Below are 25,055 nucleotides of genomic sequence, written 5' to 3'. Positions count from 1 at the left end.
GTGTTTGCTTATGCGCCATCGGTGCGCAAGCTGTGCTCAGGACCGTAAAGAGTACTTGTTATTACTGACGCACTGATATCGCCGTAATACTTTGCCGCTGTCATCGACGCTTTCCAGATGCACGTCGAACTGCCATAACCGCGCCATGTGTCGCAACACCTCATCGGTGTTCTCACCGAGCGGACGCCCATCGCTGCGGAAGTGGCGTAAAGTCAGGCTGCGGTCCCCTCGGGTGTTGACCGACCATACCTGGATATTAGGCTCACGATGATTGATGTCGTATTGACGCGATAACGTTTCCCGCACATATTGATAGCCCGCCTGATTATGGATTGCGGTGACTTCCAGTTCGCTCCGATTTTCGTCGTCTTGTACCGAAAACAGGTGCATATCGCGGATAAGCTTAGGTGACAGATATTGTGCGATAAAACTCTCGTCTTTAAAGTTACGCATGGCGTAATGCAGGGCCTCTAGCCATGGAGTTCCGGCCAATTGCGGAAACCATTCACGATCTTCATCGGTGGGATGTTCGCAAATGCGACGGATGTCACACATCATCGAAAAACCGAGTGCGTAGGGATTAATCCCGTTGTAATACGATTTGGTCACAGGCGGTTGATACACGACGCTGGTATGGGAGTGTAAAAACTCCATCATGAACCCATCGGTCAGATGGCCTTCGTCATAAAGTGTGTTGAGCAGGGTGTAATGCCAGAACGTCGCCCATCCTTCGTTCATCACCTGGGTTTGTCGCTGCGGATAAAAATACTGCGCAACCTTGCGTACGATGCGGATGACTTCACGCTCCCACGGCTCTAGCAGGGGCGCATTTTTTTCTGCAAAATACAGCAAATTTTCCTGCGGTTCCGGCGGAAAGCGACTTTCATCCTGTGCAGTCGCTTCTTCTTTCTTTGTCGGCAACGTGCGCCACAAAGCATTCACTTGCGATTGATTGTATTCCTCGCGTTCGCGGGCTTGTTCTTGTTCTTTCAGCAGAGATAAATGTTGAGGACGTTTGTAGCGATCAACGCCGTAATGCATCAACGCATGGCAGGAGTCGAGCAACTCTTCGACCCGGTCAAATCCGTGGCGCTCTTCGCACTCCGCGATGTAATTGCGGGCATACACGAGATAATCGATAATCGCGTTTGCATCGGTCCACAGCTGGAATAGATAGTTGCCTTTAAAGAACGAGTTATGACCGTAGGCCGCGTGCGCCACCACTAACGCTTGCATCGTCAGCGTATTTTCTTCCATCAGATAGGCGATGCAGGGATTTGAATTAATCACAATTTCGTAGGCCAGTCCCATTTGCCCACGTTTATAGCCACGTTCTGTGGATAGAAAGTGCTTGCCGAACGACCAATGGCGATAATTGACCGGCATGCCTGACGATGCGTAGGCATCCATCATTTGTTCTGCGGTAATGATCTCCAGCTGAATCGGATAAATATCGAGTTTGTAGGCGGCAGCAACTCTTGCTATTTCGACATTGTATTGCTCGATTAGCTCGAAGGTCCAGTCGGACGGACAAGGTAGCGGCGATTTGCGCTTGGTGATATCAGCACGTGCATTCATACGTTCACCTGTTTTTCAAACAGCTCACGGAATACCGGATAAATATCGCTGGCGTGCTGAACTTTCTTTTGCACGAACTGACGATAATCGGGTGCCATTTGCGCGTATTCCATCCACAAATTTTGCTCTTCAGGAACCACCTGAATGTAAGCAAAATAGCGTGAACGCGGCAATATTTTTTGCTCTAGAATTTTGCGACATTTTGGCGAATCATCGTTCCAGTTATCACCGTCTGACGCCTGCGCGCCGTAAATGTTCCAGTCGCCGGGTGGGTAACGGTCGTCGATGATTTTAGACATCAACTCTAGTGCGCTCGAGACCACCGTACCACCGCTTTCCTGCGAATGAAAAAACGTGTTTTCGTCGACTTCGTCGGCACGCGTGTGATGACGGATGAAGACGACTTCAATATGTTCGTAATTACGCGTAAGAAACAGATACAGCAAAATAAAAAACCGTTTGGCAAGATCCTTGCGTTGTTCATCCATTGATCCCGACACATCCATCACGCAAAACATCACGGCTTGACTTGATGGTTGTGGTTGACGGACTCTGTTGACGTAGCGCAAGTCGAAAGGATCGATAAACGGAATCCGCCAGATGCGGCCTTTTAGCTGATGAATATCATCCTCAAGCCGTCGGATTTCTTCCCCGCGATCTTCGGTGTCGTCCTTGAGTGCTTCCATCAATAGTTCAAGCTCGCGCAGTCGCACCACCAGTGGCGAACCGAGGGCGATGCGGCGACCCAACGAACTGCGAAGCGACCGCACGATATCGATATTATTGGGGGAACCGTCGGTAGAGTAACCAGCGCGCATATTCTTCCAGGTTGGCGCGGTCATCAGGTTGGTTTTGATCAGACGTGGCAGCTCCAGATCTTCGAAGAAATATTGCATGAATTCTTCACGCGACAACTCGAAAACAAAGTCATCCTGACCCTCGCCCTGATCGCTTGCCTCGCTACCATTGCCGCCACCCGATCCGCCGTCCGGGCGGGCTATTCGGTCACCCTGAAGATAATCCTGATTGCCGGGATGGACGACCTCGCGCATGCCACCAGAACCATGTCGAAAGACCGGTTCCGAGATATCTCTGCGGGGAATGGTAATGCTCTTGGATTTTTCGATTTCGGTGATGCCGCGGTCACGTACCGCTTCCGTTACCGAACGCCGGATGTCGTCGCGATAACGACGCAGGAAGCGTTCGCGATTTGCGATGCCCTTGTTTTTTCCAGCCAATCTACGGTCAATTATCTGATGTAACACGGTACAGTCTCCTGACAGGAATGTATCTGGGAGCTGCTACCGATATCGCCTAATTCCTTAACCGATACCGGACCTTAAACAGCAGCCCTGTGCAGTTACAGTTCACACCACCACCGCAGAATTTGTTCATCGCCTAACCGACCTTCTCCCCATCGTTGTTGGCAGTCGTGACTGAAACAGTTTTTTGAATCGGATGGCTTTACCTTCCATTCCGAATTCGCTGCACCATCTCCCTCATCATTACGTTGCCCCTGGATGGGAAAAATTTATGACGATTTACGTACCCGCAGATACCATTCGCAGAGAAGTCTAACCTGCTTGGGGGTATAACCTTTTGTCACCATGCGGTTTACAAAGTCTTCATGTTTGCGCATCTCATCGGCAGAACCTTTCGCATTAAACGAAATCACTGGAAGCAAATCCTCCGTATTCGAGAACATTTTTTTCTCGATGACGACGCGCAGTTTTTCATAGCTGGTCCAGAGCGGATTCTTGCCGCCGTTCGAGACCCGTGCACGAAGAACAAAGTTAACGATCTCGTTACGGAAATCTTTTGGATTACTGATGCCGGCAGGCTTTTCAATTTTCTCCAATTCGGCATTCAGCGCAGCGCGGTCAAAGCTTTCCCCCGTATCGTGATCACGGAACTCCTGATCCTGAATCCAGAAATCGGCGTAGGTCACATACCGATCAAACACATTTTGTCCGTACTCGGAATAAGATTCCAGGTAAGCGGTCTGGATTTCTTTGCCAATGAATTCGGCGTACCGCGAAGCAAGCGTATCTTTCACATACGAGAGATATTTTTGCTCCAGCTCTTGCGAAAATTGCTCGCGTTCAATTTGCTGTTCCAGCACATACATTAAATGAACAGGATTGGCGGCGATTTCAGCTGAATCGAAATTGAAAACACGGGACAAAATTTTGAAAGCAAACCGGGTAGAAACCCCAGTCATCCCTTCATCGACACCTGCATAGTCGCGGTACTCCTGAAACGACTTTGCTTTGGGATCGCTGTCCTTTAGGTTGTCACCGTCGTACACCTGCATTTTAGAAAAAATGTTTGAGTTCTCAGGTTCGGCAAGTCGCGTCAAAATCGAGAACTGCGCCATCATTTTTAATGTTCCCGGCGCACAAACCGCTTTGCCAAGTGACGAAGTGCGAATCAGTTTTTCGTAAATCTTAATTTCTTCCGATACGCGTAAGCAGTACGGTACTTTTACGATGTAAATCCGATCCAGTAACGCTTCGTTATTTTTATTATTCCGGAATGCTTTCCACTCGGATTCATTTGAGTGGGCCAGAATAATACCGTCAAACGGGATTGCACCAAATCCTTCGGTACCTTTGAAGTTGCCTTCCTGGGTCGCGGTTAACAATGGATGTAAAACTTTGATCGGGGCCTTAAACATTTCGACGAATTCGAGCAGGCCCTGGTTCGACAGGCATAAGCCGCCGGAGTAGCTGTAGGCATCTGCATCGTCTTGCGAGTATTGCTCGAGTTTGCGAATGTCGACTTTGCCGACCAGCGTAGAAATATCCTGATTGTTTTCATCACCAGGTTCGGTTTTCGAAATGGCGATTTGACGCAACACGTTTGGATAACGTTTGACCACGCGGAATTTCCGGATGTCACCATTAAATTCATGCAGGCGCTTTACTGCCCACGGACTAAGAATGGATTTTATATAGCGACGTGGAATGCCGTATTGTTCTTCCAGAATTCCGGCATCTTCATCGTAATCAAAGAGACCGAGCGGAGACTCGTTGACCGGTGAACCCTTGATGGAATAAAAAGGAACGTGCTCCATCAATTGTTTCAGGCGTTCAGCGATGGACGATTTTCCGCCACCGACTGGTCCGAGCAAATAGAGTATTTGTTTTTTTTCTTCGAGACCTTGAGAGGCATGCCGAAAATAAGCGACCACTTGTTCGATCACTTCTTCGGCACCATAAAATTCTTTAAAGGCCGGATAGACTTTGATGACTTTGTTGGCAAAAATCCGCGACAACAACTGGTCTTGACGCGTGTCGATTTTTTCGGGTTCACCGATTGCCATCAGCATGCGTTCCCCGGCTGTTGCATACACAGTGGGGTTGTTCTTACAAAGTGTCAGATACTCTTCAAGAGAAAACTCTTCTTCTCTGGTTTTGTCGAACCGACTCGCAAAGCTGCTGTAAATATCCATATCACCCCCGCATCAACGATGTTCCAAAAACAAATCGAACAAACAATTGCTACTAAGTAGGACTTCTCAAAGCGCGTACCAGACCGTTAAGGACCCGCTGAATCGCTGCAGGTTTTAACAGAAGAGGAATCCACGCTTTTGATTCTATATCTTTTTCTCGAACGCAACCGAGAAATTGTGTAAATAGAGGTTACTGACAACAGAATTTTTATCGTTCCTATACGTGTTTTTCGTTCCACGGAGCGACCTTTGGAAGCAATAACATACCGGGCAGGGCCAACGCAAAGCACACTATAAAAAAGTGGAACCACCCGGTTTCGGCAATGATGTAGCCGACTGAGGAATTGATGAAGGTGCGCGGAACGGCCGCCAGGCTTGTGAATAGCGCAAATTGCGTGGCGGTATAACGCGGGTCTGTCGTGCGAGCAATGTAAGCCACGAAAGCGGCCGTGCCGAGTCCGACACCGAAGGCTTCAGCGCCGATCACAATGGCTAGCACGAACGGTTCCGGACCGACATTGGCTAGCCATGCAAAGCCAAGAATCGTCACTGCCTGGACTACGCCGAAGATCCATAACGCGCGATTGATGCCAATTTTGACCATCCAGATACCGCCAATAATCCCGCCGGCGACGCTAGACCAGAGACTGGTAGTTTTGGAAATCGCGCCGATTTGCGTCATCGTGAAGCCGAGATCGATATAAAATTTGGTCGCCAGCGCAGTCGCCATGCTGTCACCAAGTTTATAAAGAAAAATAAACCCGAGCACCCACAGTGCACTTTGCCAACCATTGCGGGAAATAAATTCTTGAAACGGCAACAGTACAGCGGCGCGTAAATTTTTTGGCGGGTCGCCGTATACTTTTGGTTCTTTAATGAGCAACGTACAAATTAATCCCGGTAACATAAAACCGGCGGTGATCCAGAACACCTGATGCCAGGGCATGAGGTCGGCAAGGACCAGCGACAATGCGCCAGGCACCATTCCGGCTACTTTGTATGCATTGACGTGGATTGCACTACCCAGACCTTGTTCGCTGTCAGGAAGAATTTCACGCCGATAGGCGTCAATCACAATATCCTGGCTGGCCGATAAGAAGGCCACCAGCGATGCCATTGCGGCGATGGCGGGCAATTGGGTAAGGGGATCGAACATCCCCATGGTGCCAATCGCGACAAACAGCGTTACTTGCGTCAGACCCATCCAACCGCGCCGCCGACCCATGCGGCCGAAGTGGAAACGGTCCATTAATGGCGACCATAAAAATTTCCACGTGTACGGAAACATGACTAACGCGAACAAGCCGAGGGCTTTGACGTTCAAACCGGACTTGGCCAGCCAGGCTTGTAATAAGCTTAGAAGTATGAAGAGCGGTAAGCCGGAAGTGAAGCCGAGAAAGACGCATATCAACATGCGTCGATTCAGATAGTGGTGCCAGGGATTTGAGGTTGAAGTCATTAATGCGCCCGCATCTGGGCGTTAGGTATCAAAAGTATAAATCTAAAAAAAATCGAGCAAAAGAGAGGCGCATTTTCATTATTCGAGCCGAATATGCCGCCAATTAGTTTGCAAATGTTGCTATACAGTATTATTTTTTCCGAAAACGAAATACGGCGAGACTGCCGCGCCAGTTGGGTAGAAACGATACCGGACTGCCATCATGCAGCGCCACGCATTCGAGCACTTCCAGGCCTACTTCGTTCGCCAGTTCCTCAAAATCCTTGATGGTCGCACAACGCAGGTTGGGCGTGTCATACCATTCGTAGGGCAATAATTTGGACACCGGCATACGACCGCGTAACAGTGCCATGCGATGCGGCCAGTAGGCAAAATTAGGAAACGACACGATCGCTTCGCGTCCGACCCGTGCGATGTCGCGTAATACGCCTTCAACGTTCTTCATCATTTGCAGCGCGGAAAGGCACAGTACGGTATCAAACGCGTTATCGGCAAACAGGGCTAATCCGGTTTCCAGATCTTGTTGAATCACCGACACACCGCGCGATACGCAGGGAGGAATTTTGCTGTCGTCGATTTCTACGCCGTATCCAGAGCATTGTTTGTCGCTTTGCAAGTAGTCAAGCATGACGCCGTCCCCACAGCCCAAATCCAGCACCTGAGACTGTTTAGGGACCCAATGCGCAATGAAGGCAAGATCGGGCCGCAGATCGCTTAGTTGCTCAAAATTCATACTTCTTCTCCGACACTTTTTGACGCTGCTGCATTTCGCGCAATGTTATCTGCGTCATCCGCACCGAGGCTGGGTGCATTGAGTGCAGGGAGGTTTTGATTGATCCCTTTCCAGATGCGGTTGTAATACTCGCGGACCACATTCTGGTAGCGTGCATCCTCTAATAAGAAGGCGTCGTGACCATGCGGTGCGTCAATTTCCGCGTAGCTAACCCGACGTTTATTATTCACTAATGCCTGGACGATATCGCGACTGCGTTCGGGCGAAAACCGCCAGTCGGTCATGAACGAGACCACCAGAAATTCGGCGCAGGTTTTCTCCAACGCGACGGTTAAATCACCGCCGCATTCTGCAGCGGGATCGAAATAGTCTAGCGCTTTGGTGATCAGCAAATAGGTATTGGCATCGAAATATTCTGAGAATTTGTCGCCCTGATAACGCAGATACGATTCGATTTCAAAATCGACCCCAAAGCCGAACTGATAGCTGCCCGAGCGCAGATCGCGCCCGAACTTCTCCGCCATATCGTCATCGGACAGATAGGTAATGTGCCCAATCATGCGCGCCACCCGCAAGCCGTTCTTCGGCACCACGCCGTGCGCGTAGAAATCGCCTCCGTGGAAATCCGGATCGGTCAGAATGGCTTGCCGTGCGACATCATTAAAGGCAATATTTTGCGCGGACAGCTTCGGTGTAGAGGCGATCACAACGCAATGCAGCAGACGGGTGGGATACAACAAACTCCACGCCAGCGCTTGCATTCCACCCAACGAGCCACCCATCACTGCCGCAAACTGGGTGATGCCAAGGGCGTCGGCCAGACGGGCCTGGGCTTGTACCCAATCTTCGACCGTTACTACCGGGAAATTGGCGCCGTAAGGCTTCCCTGTGGCCGCATCGATATGCATGGGGCCGGTCGATCCAAAGCAAGAGCCCAGATTGTTGACGCCCATGACAAAGAATTTGTCCGTATCGACAGATTTTCCGGGACCCACCATGTTGTCCCACCAACCGACGTTCTTCTCGTCGTCGGCGTACCGACCTGCGACATGATGCGACGCATTTAACGCGTGGCAAACCAGCACCGCGTTCGACTTGTCGGCGTTAAGCGTGCCATACGTTTCATAGACGAGCGTGTAGTTGGACAATGCTGCACCGCTCTGCAGCTTGAGAGGTGGCGCAAAGTGCATGGACTGTGGTGTGACTATTCCTGAATGCATGGTTGGTTGTGTTGCAATGTTATTGGTGACTGGGGTAACTATAGAAAAATATAAGAGGACTTACGCAGAATCGCCCCAGCGGCGTTGTGCACTCCTGGCCCTGCTTGCGCCTGCTTTCTGTTCCCGATTAAACAAGAAAAAAGCCCGAAAGCTTGCGCTCGTCGGGCTAAATCAAGGGGGCTTGCAATGCAAGCTCGCTTTAGCCGTATTTATTCGACACTTTTTCAGGAAGTGTCACGCGCCCGCAAGCTGAGGTGGTTAACCGTTCAAATCGGCGCTGTTGTTGCTAATTCATGATGCAACGGTATTAGAATAACCAAGTCAGGGGCTGGCGTCAAATGTTGCGCCTGACTTATCGTTGAACGAAGGATCGGGTTGCCTCTTCCCGACGCGGAAGTGTGGCGGGTGGTGGTTAAGCGCTGCGCATCTGGTTGATCGCCGCGGCAATCGCATTTGGCTCCGTCGTGCGCAAGATTTTCTTCGTTTGGGCGGTGAGCATTTCAAGATCGCTATTCAAAATCTCTTGCTTGACCGACAGCAGATGCACCGGATCCATTGAAAATTCGAGCAATCCCATGCCTAGTAGCAAGCGGGTGTATTTGATATCGCCAGCCATTTCTCCGCATACCGAAACCGGGATTTCAGCTTTGCGCCCCATTGCTATCACGCTCGAGAGCAAAAATAACACTGCTGGATGAAGGGGATTATAAAGGTGCGACACCTCATGGTCGACACGGTCGATTGCCAGTGTGTACTGAATCAAGTCGTTAGTACCAATTGATAAAAAGTCCATGCGTTTGATAAACATCGGCAGCGCCAAAGCGGCGGCTGGGATTTCTATCATTGCACCGATCTTGATCTCTTCATCGAATTTGATATTTTCATCACGTAATTGCTGCTTGGCCTGTGCAATCATGGATAAGGTTTGATCGATTTCAAACACGTGGGCGAGCATTGGTATCAGCAACTTCACAGTACCGAAAGCGGACGCCCGTAAAATCGCGCGTAACTGCGTCAAAAATAATTGCGGTTCAGCCAGGCAATAACGAATGGCGCGCCGCCCAAGCGCCGGGTTAAGCGCGGTTTGTTCGCTCGTATCCAGCGGTTTATCGGCGCCAACATCGAGCGTGCGGATGGTGACCGGTCTGCCTTTCATGGCAACTACCGCTTGCTTATAAGAGGCAAACTGTTCGTCTTCGGTCGGTAATTGCTGCTTGGCGCCAATTCTTCCCATAAATAAAAATTCAGATCGGAACAGTCCGACGCCGTTGGCACCGGACTCCATGGCCGGTGCGCAATCATCCGGTAGTTCAATGTTTGCCAACAGAGTGATCTCTACGCCATCAATGGTGACAGCGCGGGTTTTTTTCAGTTTTCCGAGTTTTTTTCTTGCCCGGATTTGTTGTGCTTGCAGCTCACGAAAGCGTTGCAATATTACGGGCGATGGATCGACGATGACGACGCCAGCCAACCCGTCGATGATTATCCAGTCATCCTGCTTGATCAGCAGCGTGGCATGCCCCATTCCCACCACGGCGGGGATATCCAGGCTGCGCGCAACAATGGCGGTGTGAGAGTTTTGACCGCCCTGATCCGTAATAAAACCAGCGAAAGCGCGATTGCGGAATTGCAGCATGTCAGCGGGGGAAATATCGTGGGCGACCACAATAATATTCGGAGAAGAGATACCGTCGCCGTCGACTTCCAGTTCCGGTAGCGTAGTTGCAGTGCCGGTCAAGACATTAAGGATGCGTTCGCCGACCTGCTGAATGTCGGTTTTGCGTTCACGCAAATACGGATCTTCGATTTCATCGAATTGGGCGGATACTTCGTCAATTTGCGTGACCAGCGCCCATTCGGCGTTGTACTGGCGTTGACGTATGATTTCTAGCGGAATTTCGGCCAACATCGCGTCGGCCAGAATCAGCAAATGCACATCGATAAAGGCGCCGAGCTCGGCTGGCGATTCTTTGGGTAATTCAAGCCGTATGTTTTGTAACTCTTTGCGCACCGTAGCGACGGCGTTTTCAAGCCGCTGCACCTCAGCTTCGACCTGGGTTTCAGACACCAGATAGTGTTTGACGTCCATCGCCGTTGGGGCCAGTAAATGCGCTCGTCCGATCGCAATGCCGCGCGAAACCTGAATACCATGTAAGGAAAAAGAAGCCATCTGTTATGCCTTTGCTGACGATTTGCGCTTGTCTCTTTTTTTTATTCGCGTTGCAGCACCGCTCCATCCCGAGTAGAGATCCCGGAACGGCTCTTTGGTTGCTTTCGCTGGCTTTTATTTGGTCCCGGTTATTCGCCTTCGCCGAATTTGTCCTCGATGAGTTGATTGAGCGCGTCAAAACATTCTTTCTCGTCTGAACCCTCGGCCTCTAATAAGACCGTGCTTCCTTTACCCGCTGCCAGCATCATGACGCCCATGATTGATTTTGCGTTGACGCGACGATTATTGCGGGAGATCCATACTTCGCATTTGAATTTGCTGGCAAGTTGGGTAAATTTGGCCGACGCACGTGCGTGAAGACCTAACTTGTTGATAATTTCGATGTCTTTTTGAATCATGAGGGTCTTTATCGTTATTTTGTTAATGCACGGAAGCATCCGTTGTAGGGAGCACCCGCCGCATAAGATTGCCATAAGGGAACGTATTACGAAGATCTTAATGCGAGAAACTTATTACGAACGCTATCAAACACTACAAACCCTACAAACGTTACGAAGGGCTGCAAAACGCTACGAAACCCGCACCCGGTTATCGACCCGCACAGCGCCGCCCTGACCGCCCGCGAGCGCCATTTCAGCGACCACGTCGAGAGTGTCATTGCGATAGGTGAGTGCGCGCAAGAGCATCGGTAAACTGATTCCTGCAATCACTTGCGTTTGCGTCCCGCTGCATAACGGCAGTGTGCAATTGGATGGCGTGCCGCCCATGACATCGGTAATGACAAGTACGCCAGAACCGTCATCAAGGCGATCCACCGCTTCTTTAGCCAGCAATTTCACATCTGCCGGATTTTGATCTGCTACCACATCAATTGCCTCGAACCGTTCTGGCAACGCACGAAAAACGTGCGAAACCGCGGAAATGAAGGCTTCGCCAAGCGGCGAATGCGTTAATAGGAGAATGCCAACCATATAGTTAATACCAGACCCGCAGAGCGGATAAAAACGAATGTGCCGAATGGCAGATTTCGCGGTAATTTTAGGCGCTTTCGACATGCTCCGCATTAAAGCCGCCCGATAAATTCATTTAAACCACGCGAACTTGGTAGAAATCACACAAACTCGTTATTATGCAATATTGCCCGAATTCGTGTTAATGCATGCTGGTGATTAGCTTGCCTGCTGGACAGCCTCTTCCAGCGCACTGATAAACATTTCTGCCACGTTAAATCCCGCTTGCTGCATGATTTCCTGGAAGCAGGTCGGACTGGTCACATTTACTTCTGTCAGGTAATTACCAATGACGTCTAAACCGACCAGTAACAGTCCACGTTTTGCCAGTATTGGCCCAAGTGCCTCACCAATTTCGCGCTCACGTTCAGTCAACGGTTGCGCGACGCCCAGACCGCCAGCGGCGAGATTGCCGCGCACTTCGGTTCCTTGCGGTATGCGGGCCAATGTGAAGGGAACCACTTTGCCGCCGATGACTAATACGCGCTTGTCGCCGGCCACGATTTCGGGAATAAAACGCTGAATCATGATGGTTTGACGGCCATTATCGGTCAACGTTTCTATAATCGAGCCAAGATTAAGTGCGTCGGATTTGACGCGAAAAATTCCGGCGCCGCCCATGCCGTCCAATGGTTTGAGGATGACGTCCTGATGTTCTTCGTGAAAAGCACGCAACCGTGCTGAATCTCGTGTGACTAAAGTCGGCGAGATAAATTGTGGGAACTGCGCTATTGCGAGTTTTTCGTTGTGATCGCGGACCGCCTGCGGCTTGTTGAAGACTCGCGCACCTTGTTTTTCCGCCAACTCCAATAGATAGGTCGTATAAATATATTCCATGTCAAATGGAGGATCTTTGCGCAACAAAATCGCATCGAACTCAGAAAGAAACATCGCGCTCGGCGCGGTTGCCTTGTACCACTCTTTGCTGTCGCCGGTAAGCGTAATGCGGGAGACGTTGGCTGTCACGATGCCGCTTTCCAGCGCCATGTCCTGCTGTTCGAAGGCATACAGTGTGTGACCACGTTTGGCAGCCTCGACCATCATCGCGTAAGTCGTGTCTTTGTAGATTTTAAAGCTATCGAGCGGGTCCGCCAGGAAAGCAATTTTCATTATCAAGCCTTTAATGGTGTCTTGTTCAAGTGTTCTGACTAACGCTGCCTTGTTACTGATTACGCATTTTCTGATTCGTTGGTTGAACCATGCGCCTAAGCATTGGTATCCCGGCAATGCAAAATCAATAAATTTCCGGGTTGGGATCGGTCTTTTCCATCTCAAGCGATGCGGCCAGTAACGCCAGACGCGCCACTACACCGTACATGTAAAAACGGTTGGGCGCAGTCGTGCCCGGTTTTGCCAACAGATCAGGCAACGCGTGTTGTTGCGCAAATGCTAGTGGTACATAGTGAGCACCAGGCGCATTCAGATTTTCGTTGATTCCACGCTCGGCGTGCACCCGATAGAATCCGCCAACCACGTAGCGATCTATCATATAGACCACCGGCTCCGCCACGGCGTCGTTGATGTGCTCGAAGGTGTGCACGCCTTCCTGAATAACCACATCGTAGGTCGACTGGCCGCCTTCGGCCGCCTTTTTGCGCTGCTTCAGGCTCAGTTCTCTGACTTGTCCGGCATCTGTGACGCTTGTGATGCCCATGCCGTGGGTTCCTGCATCGGCCTTTACGATCACGAACGGCTTTTCTTTGATCCCGTATTCTTTATATTTCTTCCGGATTTTTGAGAGCAGTGAACTCACGCTGGAAGTCAGCGCCTCTTCACTGGCCTGATCGTTAAAGTTGACCGATTCACACTTGGCAAAAAACGGATTCAACATCCATGGATCAACATCCACCAGTTTTGCGAATTTTTTTACGACGTCGTCGTAAGAGGAAAAATGGCTGCTTTTGCGGCGCATCGTCCAGCCGGCGTGCAAAGGTGGCAATAAAGTTTGTTCGTTCAGATTTTCCAGAATTGACGGAATACCTGACGACAGATAACTGTTCAGCAAGATGGTGCATGGATCGAAGTTCTTTAGGCCGAGGCGGCGTCCATTCTGCGAGCGTTCGAGAGGCTCGAGCGTGACGGTTGTACCATCCGGCAATTCAATCGTCTCGGGCTCTGTCACCCCGGGTGCCAGCGAGCCGAGTCGCACATTCAATCCGGTTTGACGGAAAATTTGCATCAGCCGAGCGACGTTTTGTAAATAAAAAGAATTGCGCGTATGCAATTCCGGCAACAACAATAGATTCTTGGCATCAGGACAATATTTTTCAATCGCAGCCATGGCGGCCTGCACCGCTAGCGGCAGCATCTCCGGTGACAAATTATTGAAACCGCCCGGAAACAGATCAGTATCGACCGGGGCTAATTTAAAGCCTGAGTTACGCAAATCGACCGAACAGTAAAACGGCGGGGTGTGCTCCTGCCACTCCATCCGAAACCAGCGTTCAATGGCTGGGGTGGCGGTCAGAATCTTCTTTTCGAGATCGAGTAGCGGGCCGTTAAGGGCGGTGACGAGGTGCGGAACCATAGAAACTCTTACACTTTCATGTTTAAACGCTATTTAGCGGTTTTAAGTGCCAGCGGGGCCTGCTTATGAACCTGCGGCTGCGCTTGAGTGATCTCGATTTTAACGGGAATTATGATTTTCCACGTGCAAATCAGAAGAAACAGGCGATGAGATCAATCGAGCCGGTTGATAACATTAGGGCAATCTGACGGTTTTAAAGCCCTGAATGTGAAAAAGCGCCCCGATTAGGGCGCTTTTAATGAGATCCAAGTGTCTGACGTTAATATTTCATGACCGACAGCTTCGGATCAAATTGCAACAAATGGTTTAACCGTGATAAGCCGACTCGCCGTGGCTGGAGATATCCAGACCTTCGCGCTCTTCGTCTTCAGTAACACGCAGACCGATAACGATATCGACCAGTTTGAAGGCGATGAATGCCACCACACCGGACCAGATCACTGTAGTCAGGACGCCTTGGAGTTGAATCCAGACCTGGCCGCTAATTGAGTAGTCAGGAGCAACAGCGTTAGCGACGTAATCATAAATACCAACACCGCCAAGGCTTGGCGCAGCGAACACACCAGTGAGCAAGGCACCCAGGATACCGCCGACGCCATGCACACCGAAGACATCCAGTGAATCATCAGCACCCAACAGTTTCTTCAGGCCAGTTACACCCCATAAGCAAGCAAAACCAGCAATCAGGCCCATCGCTAACGCACCGCCAACACCGACGAAACCAGCAGCAGGAGTGATCGCAACCAAACCGGCAACTGCACCGGATGCGCCACCCAACATGGACGGCTTACCTTTGCCAACCCACTCAGCCAGGCTCCAGGTCAGTACTGCACCTGCTGTTGCGACTAAAGTGTTGATGAAAGCCAATGCTGCGCCGCCATTTGCTTCCAGGCCAGAGCCTGCATTGAAACCGAACCAACCAAACCACAGCAATGAAGCACCGACCATGGTCAATGTCAGACTATGCGGCTTGAATGCTTCTTTGCCGTAACCTACGCGCTTGCCGATGACATATGCACCGACCAGACCGGCCACCGCTGCATTGATATGGACCACTGTACCGCCAGCATAATCCAGCGCACCTTTTTTGAACAACCAACCAGCAGTTGCAGATGCTTTTGCAGCTGCCGCAGCGTCGGTAAAGCCATCAGGACCAGGCCAGTACCAAACCATGTGGGCAATTGGCAAGTACGAGAAAGTGAACCACAGTACTGTGAACGCGAGGATCGCAGAAAATTTGGCGCGTTCAGCGAATGCGCCGATGACCAATGCGCAGGTGATTGCAGCGAATGCGCCCTGGAACACGACGAAGGCAAACTCAGGCAATACAACGCCTTTGCTGAAGGTTGCAGCCAATGAATCAGGTGTCATGCCATTGAGGAACAAACGGCTCATGCCACCAATGAAGTCATTGCCTTCTGTGAATGCCAGGCTATAACCATACACAATCCACAAAACGATCACGAGTGAAAAGATGGTGAAACACTGCATCAGCACCGACAACATGTTCTTGCTGCGAACCAAGCCGCCGTAGAACAGGCCGAGACCTGGCAATGTCATGAGAATCACTAGTGCTGTACATACCAGAAGCCACGCAGTGTCGCCCTTGTTAGGTACCGCTGGAGCTGGAACTGCAGCAGCGGGCGCAGCGCCAGCGATTGCAGGAGTAGATGCTGCTGCCGGAGCGATTGCGGCTGCAACAGGTGCAGGAGAGGCAATTACCGCAGTGCTGGTAGCGCTGGCGGCGGCAGAAGCGGATGCTGTGGCCGAAGCCGAAGCATCATCAGCCGCAGAGGCTGGCAGCATGAAGCCGACCGCCAGCATGAGTGCGCAAAATGCCAGAAACGTGGCAAATAATCTCTTGATGTTCATTTTAAAAGTCCCCTTAGATTGCATCTTTGCCGGTTTCACCGGTACGAATACGAATAACTTCTTGCAAATCGAGAACGAAGATCTTGCCGTCACCGATTTTGCCGGTACGTGCCGCCAGTTCGATCGCTTCTACCGCGCGGTCAAGGATGCTGTCATCGACAGCCGCTTCGATTTTTGTTTTTGGCAAAAAATCAACGACATATTCCGCACCGCGGTACAGCTCGGTATGGCCTTTCTGACGTCCAAAACCTTTTACTTCTGTGACGGTGATGCCTTGAACGCCGATAGCGGACAACGCTTCACGTACTTCATCCAGTTTGAATGGTTTGATAATCGCAGTGATCAGTTTCATGTTGACCTCGTTTAGAAAGTTTTTGCGAGAGAGAAGACCAAGCCGTTTTTGCCAAGATTTTTGCCGTTAGGGCTGCTGTAAGCGCCGTTTTTGGCATCGGAACCGACAAAAGCTGCACCAAGAGTAACGCCATATAAGCTGTCGAAGGTTTTTGTTACGCCAACTTTCCAGTCGGTGTAGCTGTAAAAACTACCGTTCGTGATTGTCTGGTGTCCATAATGCAAACCCAAAGTAACGCCTGAGCCGACATCAAAATTGGCACCAAGGTCGTAATAACCGCTGTTTTTGCTGTTTGGTGCTCCGAAAGCATTGGTCAGCGCTTGTGAGTATTTGAAATAGCCAGGGCCGTAGCCAACTTGACCGTATAGCTCGAACGTATTTGCATTCTTAGCAACCAAGCTCAAGTTGTTGCCTGGATAGTAATAATACAAACCGCCGACGTCATAAGTAAATCCAAATGGAAGATCGCCGCGCTTACCTGCATACAGATCCCATTCGACATTGCCTTTGCCGTTAGATTTGCCGCCGGAGTTGACTGAATCTTTGATCCATTTAATGTTGGATAACCATGTTCCGGCGTAGAGGCCAGTCGGGTTGTTGGTGTAATCCACGCCACCCTGTACTGCTGCATCAAAGCGGCTTTGTGAAATACCGCGGAAACGATAGTCGTTTACCAAGCCAATGTTATAAGCTACTTGATTATCCGGAACCGGCTCCGCAGCGGGGGCGGCGGGTGCTGCAGCAACAACAGGTGCGTCGTCGGCGTAGGCAAAGCCAGTTACCATGGTTGTCGCGACTGCTGCGGCGAGTATTAGCTTATGAGTCAGCTTGTTCATTTATTCGTCCCTAAGTTTAAATGCATTAAAATTTTTGATAGACAGCAACTTGTTTCAGGGTTGTACTAGCAGGACTCATGCCAACTACATATCATCTTGATTTAGAGGCATCTATGGCGCAATTTTTGATTGATATACAGCATCGTTACGCTGGGGAGCATCGAATTTCATAAGGGAAACACTGAAAAGCGCACTGTCAAAGTGCATTTTTGCAGTATTGCACTTATATGGTGAGCAAAATAATAGTTTTCACGGTCCGTGGCTCTATCTCATTTCCTTAATGCAGCAGCGAAGCCGATAACGGGGTTCGAAGGGGATGGAAATGAGTTGACGGAAGATAATTTAATTTCGTTATCACAACAACTTTCCAAAATTGCATGACAGGGACATCGCGCCACGGCGCGAGTGAACCTGATTAGTTCAGAAAAGGCGACCAGTAATGTCTAATTCAAATCTAGGCATTTACCTTAATATGTGGCCTCGTCTTGCTATTGAGCATGGTTAGATGAGGTATCATTTTTTTATTCCGAGTATGTATTTTTAGTATTGATCGCATTTAATAGGAGCAGCGCCATGAGCAAGCCCACGTTTTTTGAAGATATGCAGTCCAAGGTTAATAAGGCGATAGAAAATTCGCCAGCGAAAGACGTTGAAAAAAACGTCAAGGCAATGCTGAGCAGCGGCTTTTCCAAGCTTGACCTCGTCACCCGCGAAGAATTTGATGTGCAGGCGCAAGTGCTGGCAACGACGCGCGCAAAATTAGAGTTGCTTGAATTACGTGTCACCGAGCTTGAAGCACAATTAAAGCGGCCATGATTTTGCACGCAACTTTCTTTTTACAAAATTGGCGTAAGCGACCAAATCGGCCGCACCGATGACGTTAGCAGTATTAAAAAGTCGGGCGCTTGCAGGTATGCAGGCGCCGGAAGTGACAGTTGAGGTCCATCTTGCAAACGGGCTGCCTTCTTTTACGATCGTTGGTTTGCCGGAAACCGAAGTCAAGGAATCAAAAGATAGGGTAAGGGCAGCACTGCAAAACGCCTGTTTTGAATTTCCGTCGCGCAGAATCACCGTTAATCTTGCACCGGCCGATTTACCAAAAGAATCAGGTCGATTCGATTTGCCGATTGCCTTAGGCATTTTGGCGGCCTCCGGTCAAATGCCTGCCGATCAACTGGATCAGTACGAGTTCGCCGGCGAGCTGTCGCTCTCTGGTGAACTACGCCCCATTCGCGGCGCGTTGGCGATGACGTTTGCGATGACCAGCAACGCAAGGCTCAACCACACTAACTACACCAAACACGCTAACGTTGGCGATTTAGAGCAATCGCAACCGCAACAGCGCGCATTTATCTTGCCTCGCCAAAATGCGGATGAGGCTGCCCTGGTCACCGATGCTGCGATTTTTCCTGCTGACTCGTTATTGCACGTATGTGCGCACTTCTCCGCCAAAGATGCGGAAGGGCGTTTGACTCGTCATATCGCTGCGCCGCAGGTACAACCGCCGCGCTATCTCGACTTCAGCGACGTCAAAGGTCAGCTGCAAGCCAAGCGCGCACTTGAGGTGGCAGCCGCCGGTGGTCACAGCGCCCTGCTAATCGGCCCGCCCGGTACCGGAAAATCAATGCTGGCAACGCGTTTCGCCGGAATATTGCCACCGATGACAGATCAGGAAGCATTAGAATCTGCAGCAGTGCAGTCTTTGACCAGCGGCTTTTCCAGCAGTAGCTGGAAGGTTCGCCCCTATCGGGCACCGCATCACACGGCTTCTGGCGTCGCGCTGGTTGGCGGCGGTGGTACTCCACGTCCCGGCGAGATTTCGTTAGCGCATCGGGGTGTGTTGTTTCTAGATGAACTTCCAGAGTTCGACCGACGGGTTTTAGAGGTCTTGCGCGAGCCCCTGGAGTCCGGTCGAATTACCATTTCCCGTGCGGCACGCCAGGCAGATTTTCCCGCCTGCTTCCAACTCATAGCGGCAATGAACCCTTGTCCCTGCGGCTATCTCGGACATGTTTCCAACAAATGCCGCTGCACACCAGATAATATTGCGCGGTATCAGGATAAAATTTCCGGTCCGCTGCTGGACCGTATTGATATGCAGATTCAGGTTGGATCATTGCAGCACGATGAGTTAAAAAAGCAGGCCGACGGCGAACCCTCGCGCCAGATTGCGGACCGTGTTGCGCAAGCGCATGCGATACAAATGGCCCGACAAGGGAAGGGAAATAACGCGCTCTCGACTAACGATATTGATACGTTCTGCAAGGCAGATTCCGCCGGTGAAAAGTTATTGCAAACTGCCATGACGCGCCTCAACTGGTCCGCACGCGGCTATCATCGTGTATTAAAGATTGCCCGCACAATTGCTGATCTGGCCACCTGTGAAAACATCGCGCAAGCGCACGTAGCGGAAGCGATTCAGTATCGTCGAGCGCTACGGGAGAAGTAACATTGTTGGGGATGTGTGCAGGGAAAGCTAAACTAGTCGGGATGATAGTTGCGCAAGTAGGTTTGCTCACCCATTGCCGCAATTTGTTGATCAATGAGCACCTCAAAAGGAAGCAGCAGCGCCTCAAAATTACGCGGTGCCTCCAGTAAATTCAGCGCACAAACAATCGCTTCCAACGTCGATACCATGCCGGGCGCGGGTGTTTTTCGCACGCGATAACGCGACTGTAAACCTGCAGGAAGGACGACGCGAGGCAATGCCGCTAATAACGGATTAACGTGCAGCAGCTTGCGCGCTTTGCGCCACGTGCCGTCCAATACCACAAGCAACAAAGGCGTGGTTTCAGCATGATTCAAATGTTGATGCACCGGCTGAGCGGCTTCCCCCGGAAATAACAGACAGGCTTGATACCCCGGTTGCGTTAAGGATTGCGACAAAGAGGGAAATTTTTCGCCGATCAATAACTCCGCATTCACTAACCCCAATGCCGCCAGCCGCGCTGTGTTTAAGGCGTGGTCTGTTTCGCTCGGATGTTGCAGCAACAAAATGCGCGTGCGGCTGTCGAGCAGCGGAATTAATTCGCAAAGACAACTGACGAGTGGACGGACGCAGCGATTGCATCGCGCTCGGGGAGGGGTATTGTTAGACGACATGTTATCGCGGAGTACTTCGCATTAAGGCAAGGCGCTAAGGATAACCCCTTTCATTTTTTTTTGTTTGGTCTGAGTCGTCCGTCGATGCCAGTGTATTCGACAATATAGCTGGGAGGTGCGCCTACTTTGTTGCGACTCGGATCGGCATCTGCCGCATGAAATTTCGTTATTGAGGGGATGACTCCGATCCAGGTTGGCCAGTTCGGCGTATCGGTTTCGTCATCGGGAAATTCGTCCCGAATTTTTCCTGCGACCTGCTCTAATTTAACCCGCATCACCGTAATCGCCCGCAGCTCTTTCTGACTTACAGGCCTGATGTCTGACCAGCGTCCGGGTAAAATATGCTCCATAAAGGTGCGCATTGCGGCTTCCTTGTCGGGCTCGTCGGCCACTTCTTCAACCTGCCCGTGGATAACGACTGAGCGGTAATTGTAAGAGTGGTTAAAGGCGCTATGTCCAAGTACGAGTCCATCGAACAATGCGATTGAAATACAGACGCTATTACCTACTAACTGATTACTCAGCCGTCCTTTATTAGCGGAATGAAAATATATATACAGGCCGTCGCGCCAGCATGCCATTGGAATTGCGCTTGGCTGGTTATTCTGGGTGAAAGAAATATGACACAAATAACTGGCGTCGATAATTGCGTTGACGTCGGCTTTATCGTAATGAGCACGTTTAGCTATACGTTTTATCCGATATTTTTTTCGTACTGGATAGGGTGTTTCCGAATTTTCCATGACTACAAAATCTCCGCTTTGTCATCGTACGGTTCCGAACTGGACGTAGGAACGGTATAAGTGATTGCTTGGGAACCACGTTTGATGAAATGCGAGGAATATGTTAGCGCCCCTAGTCTTTTACTTAGTTCGGATCCCGTATTCCCGGGATCTCGGCCACAGGTGAATATGTCGACCGCTATGTAATTGCTTTCGGGATATGTATGGTACGAGCAATGTGACTCTGACAGCAAATAGAAGCCGGTGACGCCTTCACCACCGCCGCTGAATTTAAAAAAGTCATATTTCAACACTTTGAAATCACGCAATACATCAAGGAAAATTCTATTAAGATCGACGGGGGAACTCAGAATTTGGTTCGAATGTAATTTAAAATCAAAAATATAGTGATAACCAGTATCTTCCATATTATTTATCCCCACAGAAAATTGAATGACTCTAAGCTGTCTGGCAACGCGGCATAGTGAAATGTGCTTACTGACGTTGGTATAAATGGAACGACCAGAGTCGGGTTGCCTCGTTCTTGGTCAGTTCAAGATATCTTGCGCTAACGTCACGAAAGCCGTCGGTGTTGGGTCGGATTACGCGCACGTGAGATCGCACCGCAACAAGTGCCCCCTGCGCAAGTCCAGGTTTAATACGTTCTAAATACTCGTGATGTGAAGTTAAGTGTATGAATGAAGGTACATCTGACATAGAAACAAAATCTACATTTTTTGCGTTGCTCACTGAGTCAAAAATATCCCTATGGACGAAATCTACTTTGCAGTGACGCACCCCTTGCTGTGCCTGACTAAACACTTTAGGGGAACACTCGATCAAATCCCCTTCTGGATATACGATTCTTCCAAGAAGAATCATTTGCAAAAAGAAACTTTCCTTCACTGGTTGTTCCATAAACAAGCGATGAAAAATATTTTTATAAATGGAGAAATAAGTACCGGGGATATTTTTTTTGGGATAGTCACCTTTGTACAATAGCGAATTTAAGGCAGTGGAATTTGCTAATAAGGCGAGGGCTATCGCCCACCGTCGATGTGGAAATTGTTTGCGGTAGTAGGAAATTTGCTCATCCATATTTCTGGTTGAAAAAATACCGATAGCGCCAACGCCAACCGTTAGACGTATCAGATTGGATAATGTTTTAAGCATTTTTTCGAATTTTCCATAGTAGAGCATTGCTCCCCATTCGATATTGTTAAACATCTCCTCAAGAAGGGATTTGCGCTCCATTGAAATATCAAGCTGGGAAAAGATTTTCTTGCGCTGTAGGCTGCACATGCTGTTTTCATAACCCAGAAACCTCCTATAATTTTTGAGGTCACAGTGACGCAGCAGTGCGATTCGCATTTCACATACAGCGAGCTGTTCTGAATTAATGTCGACGCAAGTGAGACGCTCGGGATATTTCGCCAACAGCGGGATTATGCGACTGCCACAGTCGGCAACTGCCATCACATGTTTGCTGCCATTGGGTAAAAAATGCATCTCGGGGCTCGCATCTTCATCTCCCATTGTGTAATTCAAATTTTTGAAATAACTTGCCATCTGAGCTCTAAAGATGACTCAGAAATGAGCTGCGGGATGACTTTCCCGCCATGAGGTTTTCATAGTCACCATATACCGCGTCAAGCATTTTCCCGGTCATTCGTAAAGTAACCTCCATCACGTAAGCAATGCTATTCAAATCATCTTGCGATTTGCAGGTGCGTCGGATGACATTTTTCACGTCTTCAAAATGCTGGGTGTCGATATCAGAATGAGCAATAAAGAAGGTCATTTGCGATCGCTCAAGGCCAAGCGCACTCCGCAATTTTGTAACCATCGGATTGATATAGGTATAGCAGCTCTCTGCCCAGTAACTGTACCCCAAGCGTTGTAAGGGATTTCCAGTCAACGAAATCCAATACAAATATGCAATAAGACTTTCGGTTTCCAGAAGAGGTCGCTGTAACGATAAAGCCGCATTCTTAATATCGCACAATCCTATGCTCGCTAGGTCGTGTAAAGCCAATTTCTCGTGACCAACTTCTTCCGCCGCATGTTGGTAACAAAATTTTGTATAAACATCGCTGCAGTCATTTCTTGTGCCAGCCATTACCTGATTTCGCGCGTTATGACTGGTATAGTGGTAGGTCTCAATCATGTAGATTGCATACATGGCTTTGGTGATTTTGCCTTTTTCAATCGCCTGTATCAATTGCGATTTGCCCAAAATTTCGTTCCACACTGTACCTGCTTTATTTTCCAGTTGCTGAAAAAAACTATCAAAATCCAGTAGGTTTTCATCGGTATGCATTCGTTCGCCTTTTAAGTATTTACAGATGGTTTTTGGAAGCATCGCGGTTTAAAACGAAGCGAGTAACCTCATCGCAATTTCCTTCTAATATCCAATAATCTCCATTATTGCGCTTTGGTAATGTGATGGCGGTCTGATGAATGGCGCGCAATCCAAATCTTTCAAAAAGACGTCTTTGCGGAGTACGACACACCGCAATTACCCCTAAGTACTGTTGTCTAGCATATAAAAAAGCGTTTTCAAGCAGCTTTTTGGATAGTATTGGATTTTGTGTGTCGGCTCGTACTACAAATCGGCTAAACTCAAGATGGCTTTGATAGGCGGTCGCAAGTTCGCTAAAAGCTGCGGCCAGCGCCGTGAGCTCGAACGGATGCGGTGTCGTGCGCAGACTGCCGATAATTTCAAAATTGTACTCAGCCCAGAAGTGATGGCTTCGTTGGTCGACGCGGGATTCGTTCTCCTCTTCAACGGTTCCAATTTCACACAAATAATCAAGTCGGCGGTTCCGATATTGCTTTTTGCGGAACGAGAGTATTTCTGCGATCGGGGCCTGCGTAAAATTTGCTGATTTCACGATCACTTCATTGGTCTCATTTAACATAGCCTTAACGAACTCCGAAAATTCTGGTTATTTACCCATGCTGAAACTTTGATTAGTTCGCATAAGGATTCGGTTAAATAGCGGATGCGGCACAGTTCTGCGTTGCCATAACAGTTAGGCCATACATCGCGCATCTCTGTTCTTGTACTCGACTGTTGGCGTGATTTGCAGCGCAAAGGAGCATCGAAACAATTGCTGCTGCCGATTGATCGAATTTGCTAAGATTTTCATTTCTTTCTCGGTGGTTAAAGAGATCGCTGTTTTCCGTTAATCGAGGGGTGTTTTTTCAGAAATACTCGCATGAGTTTAAAGCGGAAGCTGAAGTAATATTAACCTTGCTTTAGGGGAATTTAGGAGCTTGGGCCTTAAGTTAGGTAATTTCCTTAGTTTGGAAAATAACGGGGGGCGTTCCTCGTGATGCGGAAGCCTGACTTTTATCGCTTAGTTAGCCTGGCGATTTCTCGATGAGATTTTTGCTAAAATAGTAACTCTGTTGTTCATCTCTCAAAAAAAACAACAGGACTCTACCCGCAAAAAGGCGCATCGTCACATTTGGTTTCAATTGACGTTAACGTTTTGCATTAAAAGCGTGACAAAAACGCGCTATGGCGTAGTATATAAACGAGATGTTTTGATTTTAGTCTGACTCTGATTCGAAGGAGTGCACCAAAATATTTAAGCGAGCTGGCTTGAAAACTGCTTATCGATCATCACCTTCTGTCTAACTTTACAGGGAGCGCATATGAACCTGATCTACAACAGTGACCAATACAGCGTCGTCGAATTTGGGGTAGACGAGCAACGGGAAGCATTACGCTTTGGCGGCTATGAAATTGTTGATAAATCATTTAAACGGGAAATTTTCATCGCAGGGGCTTTGGCAGAATTCTTTCGTCAGGGCGTTGAAGAGCTCATTGCTTCCGAGCCTACCATTGAAGATATAGATGCGTTCCTTGGCAATTATGATTCGCTAATGAGTCAGCCGGTAACGTTGCAATAAAGTTTTGCGGTGTATGGCTGAATGCGGTTGATTAGCGATTCACTAAATGACTTACTGCAGGACAATAAATATCCATAAAAAAATGGGAGCCTCTGGCTC

General features: G+C 49.3%; 23 protein-coding genes. 3 read left to right on the top strand and 20 right to left on the bottom strand.

Annotation, left to right across the window (positions count from 1 at the left end):
- Positions 1–36 precede the first annotated feature (36 nt).
- The 14 genes from JQN73_RS07695 to JQN73_RS07630 all read right to left on the bottom strand — a co-directional run bounded on the left by JQN73_RS07695 (position 37) and on the right by JQN73_RS07630 (position 17,211).
- Positions 37–1,578, bottom strand: coding sequence for a SpoVR family protein (locus tag JQN73_RS07695; RefSeq protein ID WP_205322501.1), 1,542 nt, complete (start codon positions 1,576–1,578; stop codon positions 37–39).
- Positions 1,575–2,843, bottom strand: a complete 1,269-nt coding sequence (locus JQN73_RS07690) for a YeaH/YhbH family protein (RefSeq protein ID WP_205322500.1) — start codon at positions 2,841–2,843, stop codon at positions 1,575–1,577. Before JQN73_RS07690 ends, JQN73_RS07695 begins: the two co-directional genes overlap by 4 nt.
- A gap of 266 nt (positions 2,844–3,109) precedes the next feature.
- A complete protein-coding gene (locus JQN73_RS07685) occupies positions 3,110–5,032 on the bottom strand; it encodes a PrkA family serine protein kinase (protein ID WP_205322499.1) in 1,923 nt (640 codons plus the stop codon).
- 217 nt (positions 5,033–5,249) lie between these two features.
- Complete coding sequence (locus tag JQN73_RS07680) at positions 5,250–6,491, bottom strand: AmpG family muropeptide MFS transporter (protein WP_205322498.1); 1,242 nt, start codon at positions 6,489–6,491, stop codon at positions 5,250–5,252.
- A gap of 130 nt (positions 6,492–6,621) precedes the next feature.
- Positions 6,622–7,224, bottom strand: a complete 603-nt coding sequence (gene metW / locus JQN73_RS07675) for a methionine biosynthesis protein MetW (protein WP_205322497.1) — start codon at positions 7,222–7,224, stop codon at positions 6,622–6,624.
- A complete protein-coding gene (locus tag JQN73_RS07670) occupies positions 7,221–8,444 on the bottom strand; it encodes a homoserine O-acetyltransferase (protein WP_205322496.1) in 1,224 nt (407 codons plus the stop codon). The genes metW and JQN73_RS07670 overlap by 4 nt, the downstream gene beginning before the upstream one ends.
- A 412-nt stretch (positions 8,445–8,856) precedes the next feature.
- Entirely contained in the window at positions 8,857–10,614 is a 1,758-nt protein-coding gene (gene ptsP / locus JQN73_RS07665) for a phosphoenolpyruvate--protein phosphotransferase (RefSeq protein WP_205322495.1), read from the bottom strand.
- A gap of 128 nt (positions 10,615–10,742) precedes the next feature.
- Positions 10,743–11,012: an HPr family phosphocarrier protein gene (locus JQN73_RS07660; protein WP_205322494.1), complete on the bottom strand. Its 270-nt coding sequence runs from the start codon at positions 11,010–11,012 to the stop codon at positions 10,743–10,745.
- Positions 11,013–11,183: 171 nt separating this feature from the next.
- On the bottom strand, positions 11,184–11,585 hold the full coding sequence (locus JQN73_RS07655; RefSeq protein ID WP_205322493.1) for a PTS sugar transporter subunit IIA: 402 nt from the start codon (positions 11,583–11,585) through the stop codon (positions 11,184–11,186).
- A gap of 198 nt (positions 11,586–11,783) precedes the next feature.
- Entirely contained in the window at positions 11,784–12,734 is a 951-nt protein-coding gene (gene gshB / locus JQN73_RS07650) for a glutathione synthase (RefSeq protein ID WP_205322492.1), read from the bottom strand.
- 124 nt (positions 12,735–12,858) lie between these two features.
- Positions 12,859–14,151, bottom strand: a complete 1,293-nt coding sequence (gene gshA / locus JQN73_RS07645; RefSeq protein WP_205322491.1) for a glutamate--cysteine ligase — start codon at positions 14,149–14,151, stop codon at positions 12,859–12,861.
- Positions 14,152–14,457: 306 nt separating this feature from the next.
- Positions 14,458–16,023 carry an ammonium transporter gene (locus tag JQN73_RS07640; protein WP_205322490.1) on the bottom strand — a complete coding sequence of 522 codons (1,566 nt, stop codon included), beginning with the start codon at positions 16,021–16,023 and terminating at the stop codon, positions 14,458–14,460.
- A gap of 13 nt (positions 16,024–16,036) precedes the next feature.
- Positions 16,037–16,375, bottom strand: a complete 339-nt coding sequence (locus JQN73_RS07635) for a P-II family nitrogen regulator (protein WP_205322489.1) — start codon at positions 16,373–16,375, stop codon at positions 16,037–16,039.
- A gap of 11 nt (positions 16,376–16,386) precedes the next feature.
- Positions 16,387–17,211 (bottom strand): TorF family putative porin, encoded by an 825-nt coding sequence (locus JQN73_RS07630; protein ID WP_205322488.1) that lies wholly within the window; start codon positions 17,209–17,211, stop codon positions 16,387–16,389.
- Between the two features lie 573 nt (positions 17,212–17,784).
- Between JQN73_RS07630 and JQN73_RS07625 the strand changes: the two genes are divergently transcribed.
- Entirely contained in the window at positions 17,785–18,027 is a 243-nt protein-coding gene (locus JQN73_RS07625) for an accessory factor UbiK family protein (protein WP_205322487.1), read from the top strand.
- 58 nt (positions 18,028–18,085) lie between these two features.
- A complete protein-coding gene (locus JQN73_RS07620; protein ID WP_205322486.1) occupies positions 18,086–19,660 on the top strand; it encodes a YifB family Mg chelatase-like AAA ATPase in 1,575 nt (524 codons plus the stop codon).
- 32 nt (positions 19,661–19,692) lie between these two features.
- Here JQN73_RS07620 and JQN73_RS07615 read toward each other — a convergent pair whose 3' ends face one another.
- From JQN73_RS07615 to JQN73_RS07590, 6 genes are all read right to left on the bottom strand, one after another.
- Entirely contained in the window at positions 19,693–20,313 is a 621-nt protein-coding gene (locus JQN73_RS07615) for a tRNA-uridine aminocarboxypropyltransferase (protein WP_205322485.1), read from the bottom strand.
- 50 nt (positions 20,314–20,363) lie between these two features.
- Complete coding sequence (locus JQN73_RS07610) at positions 20,364–21,056, bottom strand: pyridoxamine 5'-phosphate oxidase family protein (protein WP_205322484.1); 693 nt, start codon at positions 21,054–21,056, stop codon at positions 20,364–20,366.
- A gap of 2 nt (positions 21,057–21,058) precedes the next feature.
- Positions 21,059–21,463, bottom strand: a complete 405-nt coding sequence (locus JQN73_RS07605) for an S-adenosylmethionine decarboxylase family protein (RefSeq protein ID WP_205322483.1) — start codon at positions 21,461–21,463, stop codon at positions 21,059–21,061.
- A 67-nt stretch (positions 21,464–21,530) separates the two neighbouring features.
- On the bottom strand, positions 21,531–22,604 hold the full coding sequence (locus tag JQN73_RS07600) for a DUF3419 family protein (protein ID WP_205322482.1): 1,074 nt from the start codon (positions 22,602–22,604) through the stop codon (positions 21,531–21,533).
- A 7-nt stretch (positions 22,605–22,611) separates the two neighbouring features.
- A complete protein-coding gene (locus JQN73_RS07595; RefSeq protein ID WP_205322481.1) occupies positions 22,612–23,355 on the bottom strand; it encodes an iron-containing redox enzyme family protein in 744 nt (247 codons plus the stop codon).
- A 19-nt stretch (positions 23,356–23,374) separates the two neighbouring features.
- On the bottom strand, positions 23,375–23,956 hold the full coding sequence (locus tag JQN73_RS07590; RefSeq protein ID WP_205322480.1) for a GNAT family N-acetyltransferase: 582 nt from the start codon (positions 23,954–23,956) through the stop codon (positions 23,375–23,377).
- A gap of 742 nt (positions 23,957–24,698) precedes the next feature.
- Between JQN73_RS07590 and JQN73_RS07585 the strand changes: the two genes are divergently transcribed.
- The gene (locus tag JQN73_RS07585; RefSeq protein ID WP_205322479.1) at positions 24,699–24,956 is read left to right on the top strand and encodes a DUF3567 domain-containing protein; all 258 of its coding nucleotides are present in this window, start codon (positions 24,699–24,701) and stop codon (positions 24,954–24,956) included.
- Positions 24,957–25,055: the final 99 nt, after the last annotated feature.

Source organism: Glaciimonas sp. PAMC28666 (assembly GCF_016917355.1).
In the GTDB taxonomy this organism is placed as follows: domain Bacteria; phylum Pseudomonadota; class Gammaproteobacteria; order Burkholderiales; family Burkholderiaceae_D; genus Glaciimonas.
The sequence above is the reverse complement of the archived record's forward strand: the minus strand, read 5'-3'. Positions and strand labels throughout refer to the sequence as shown.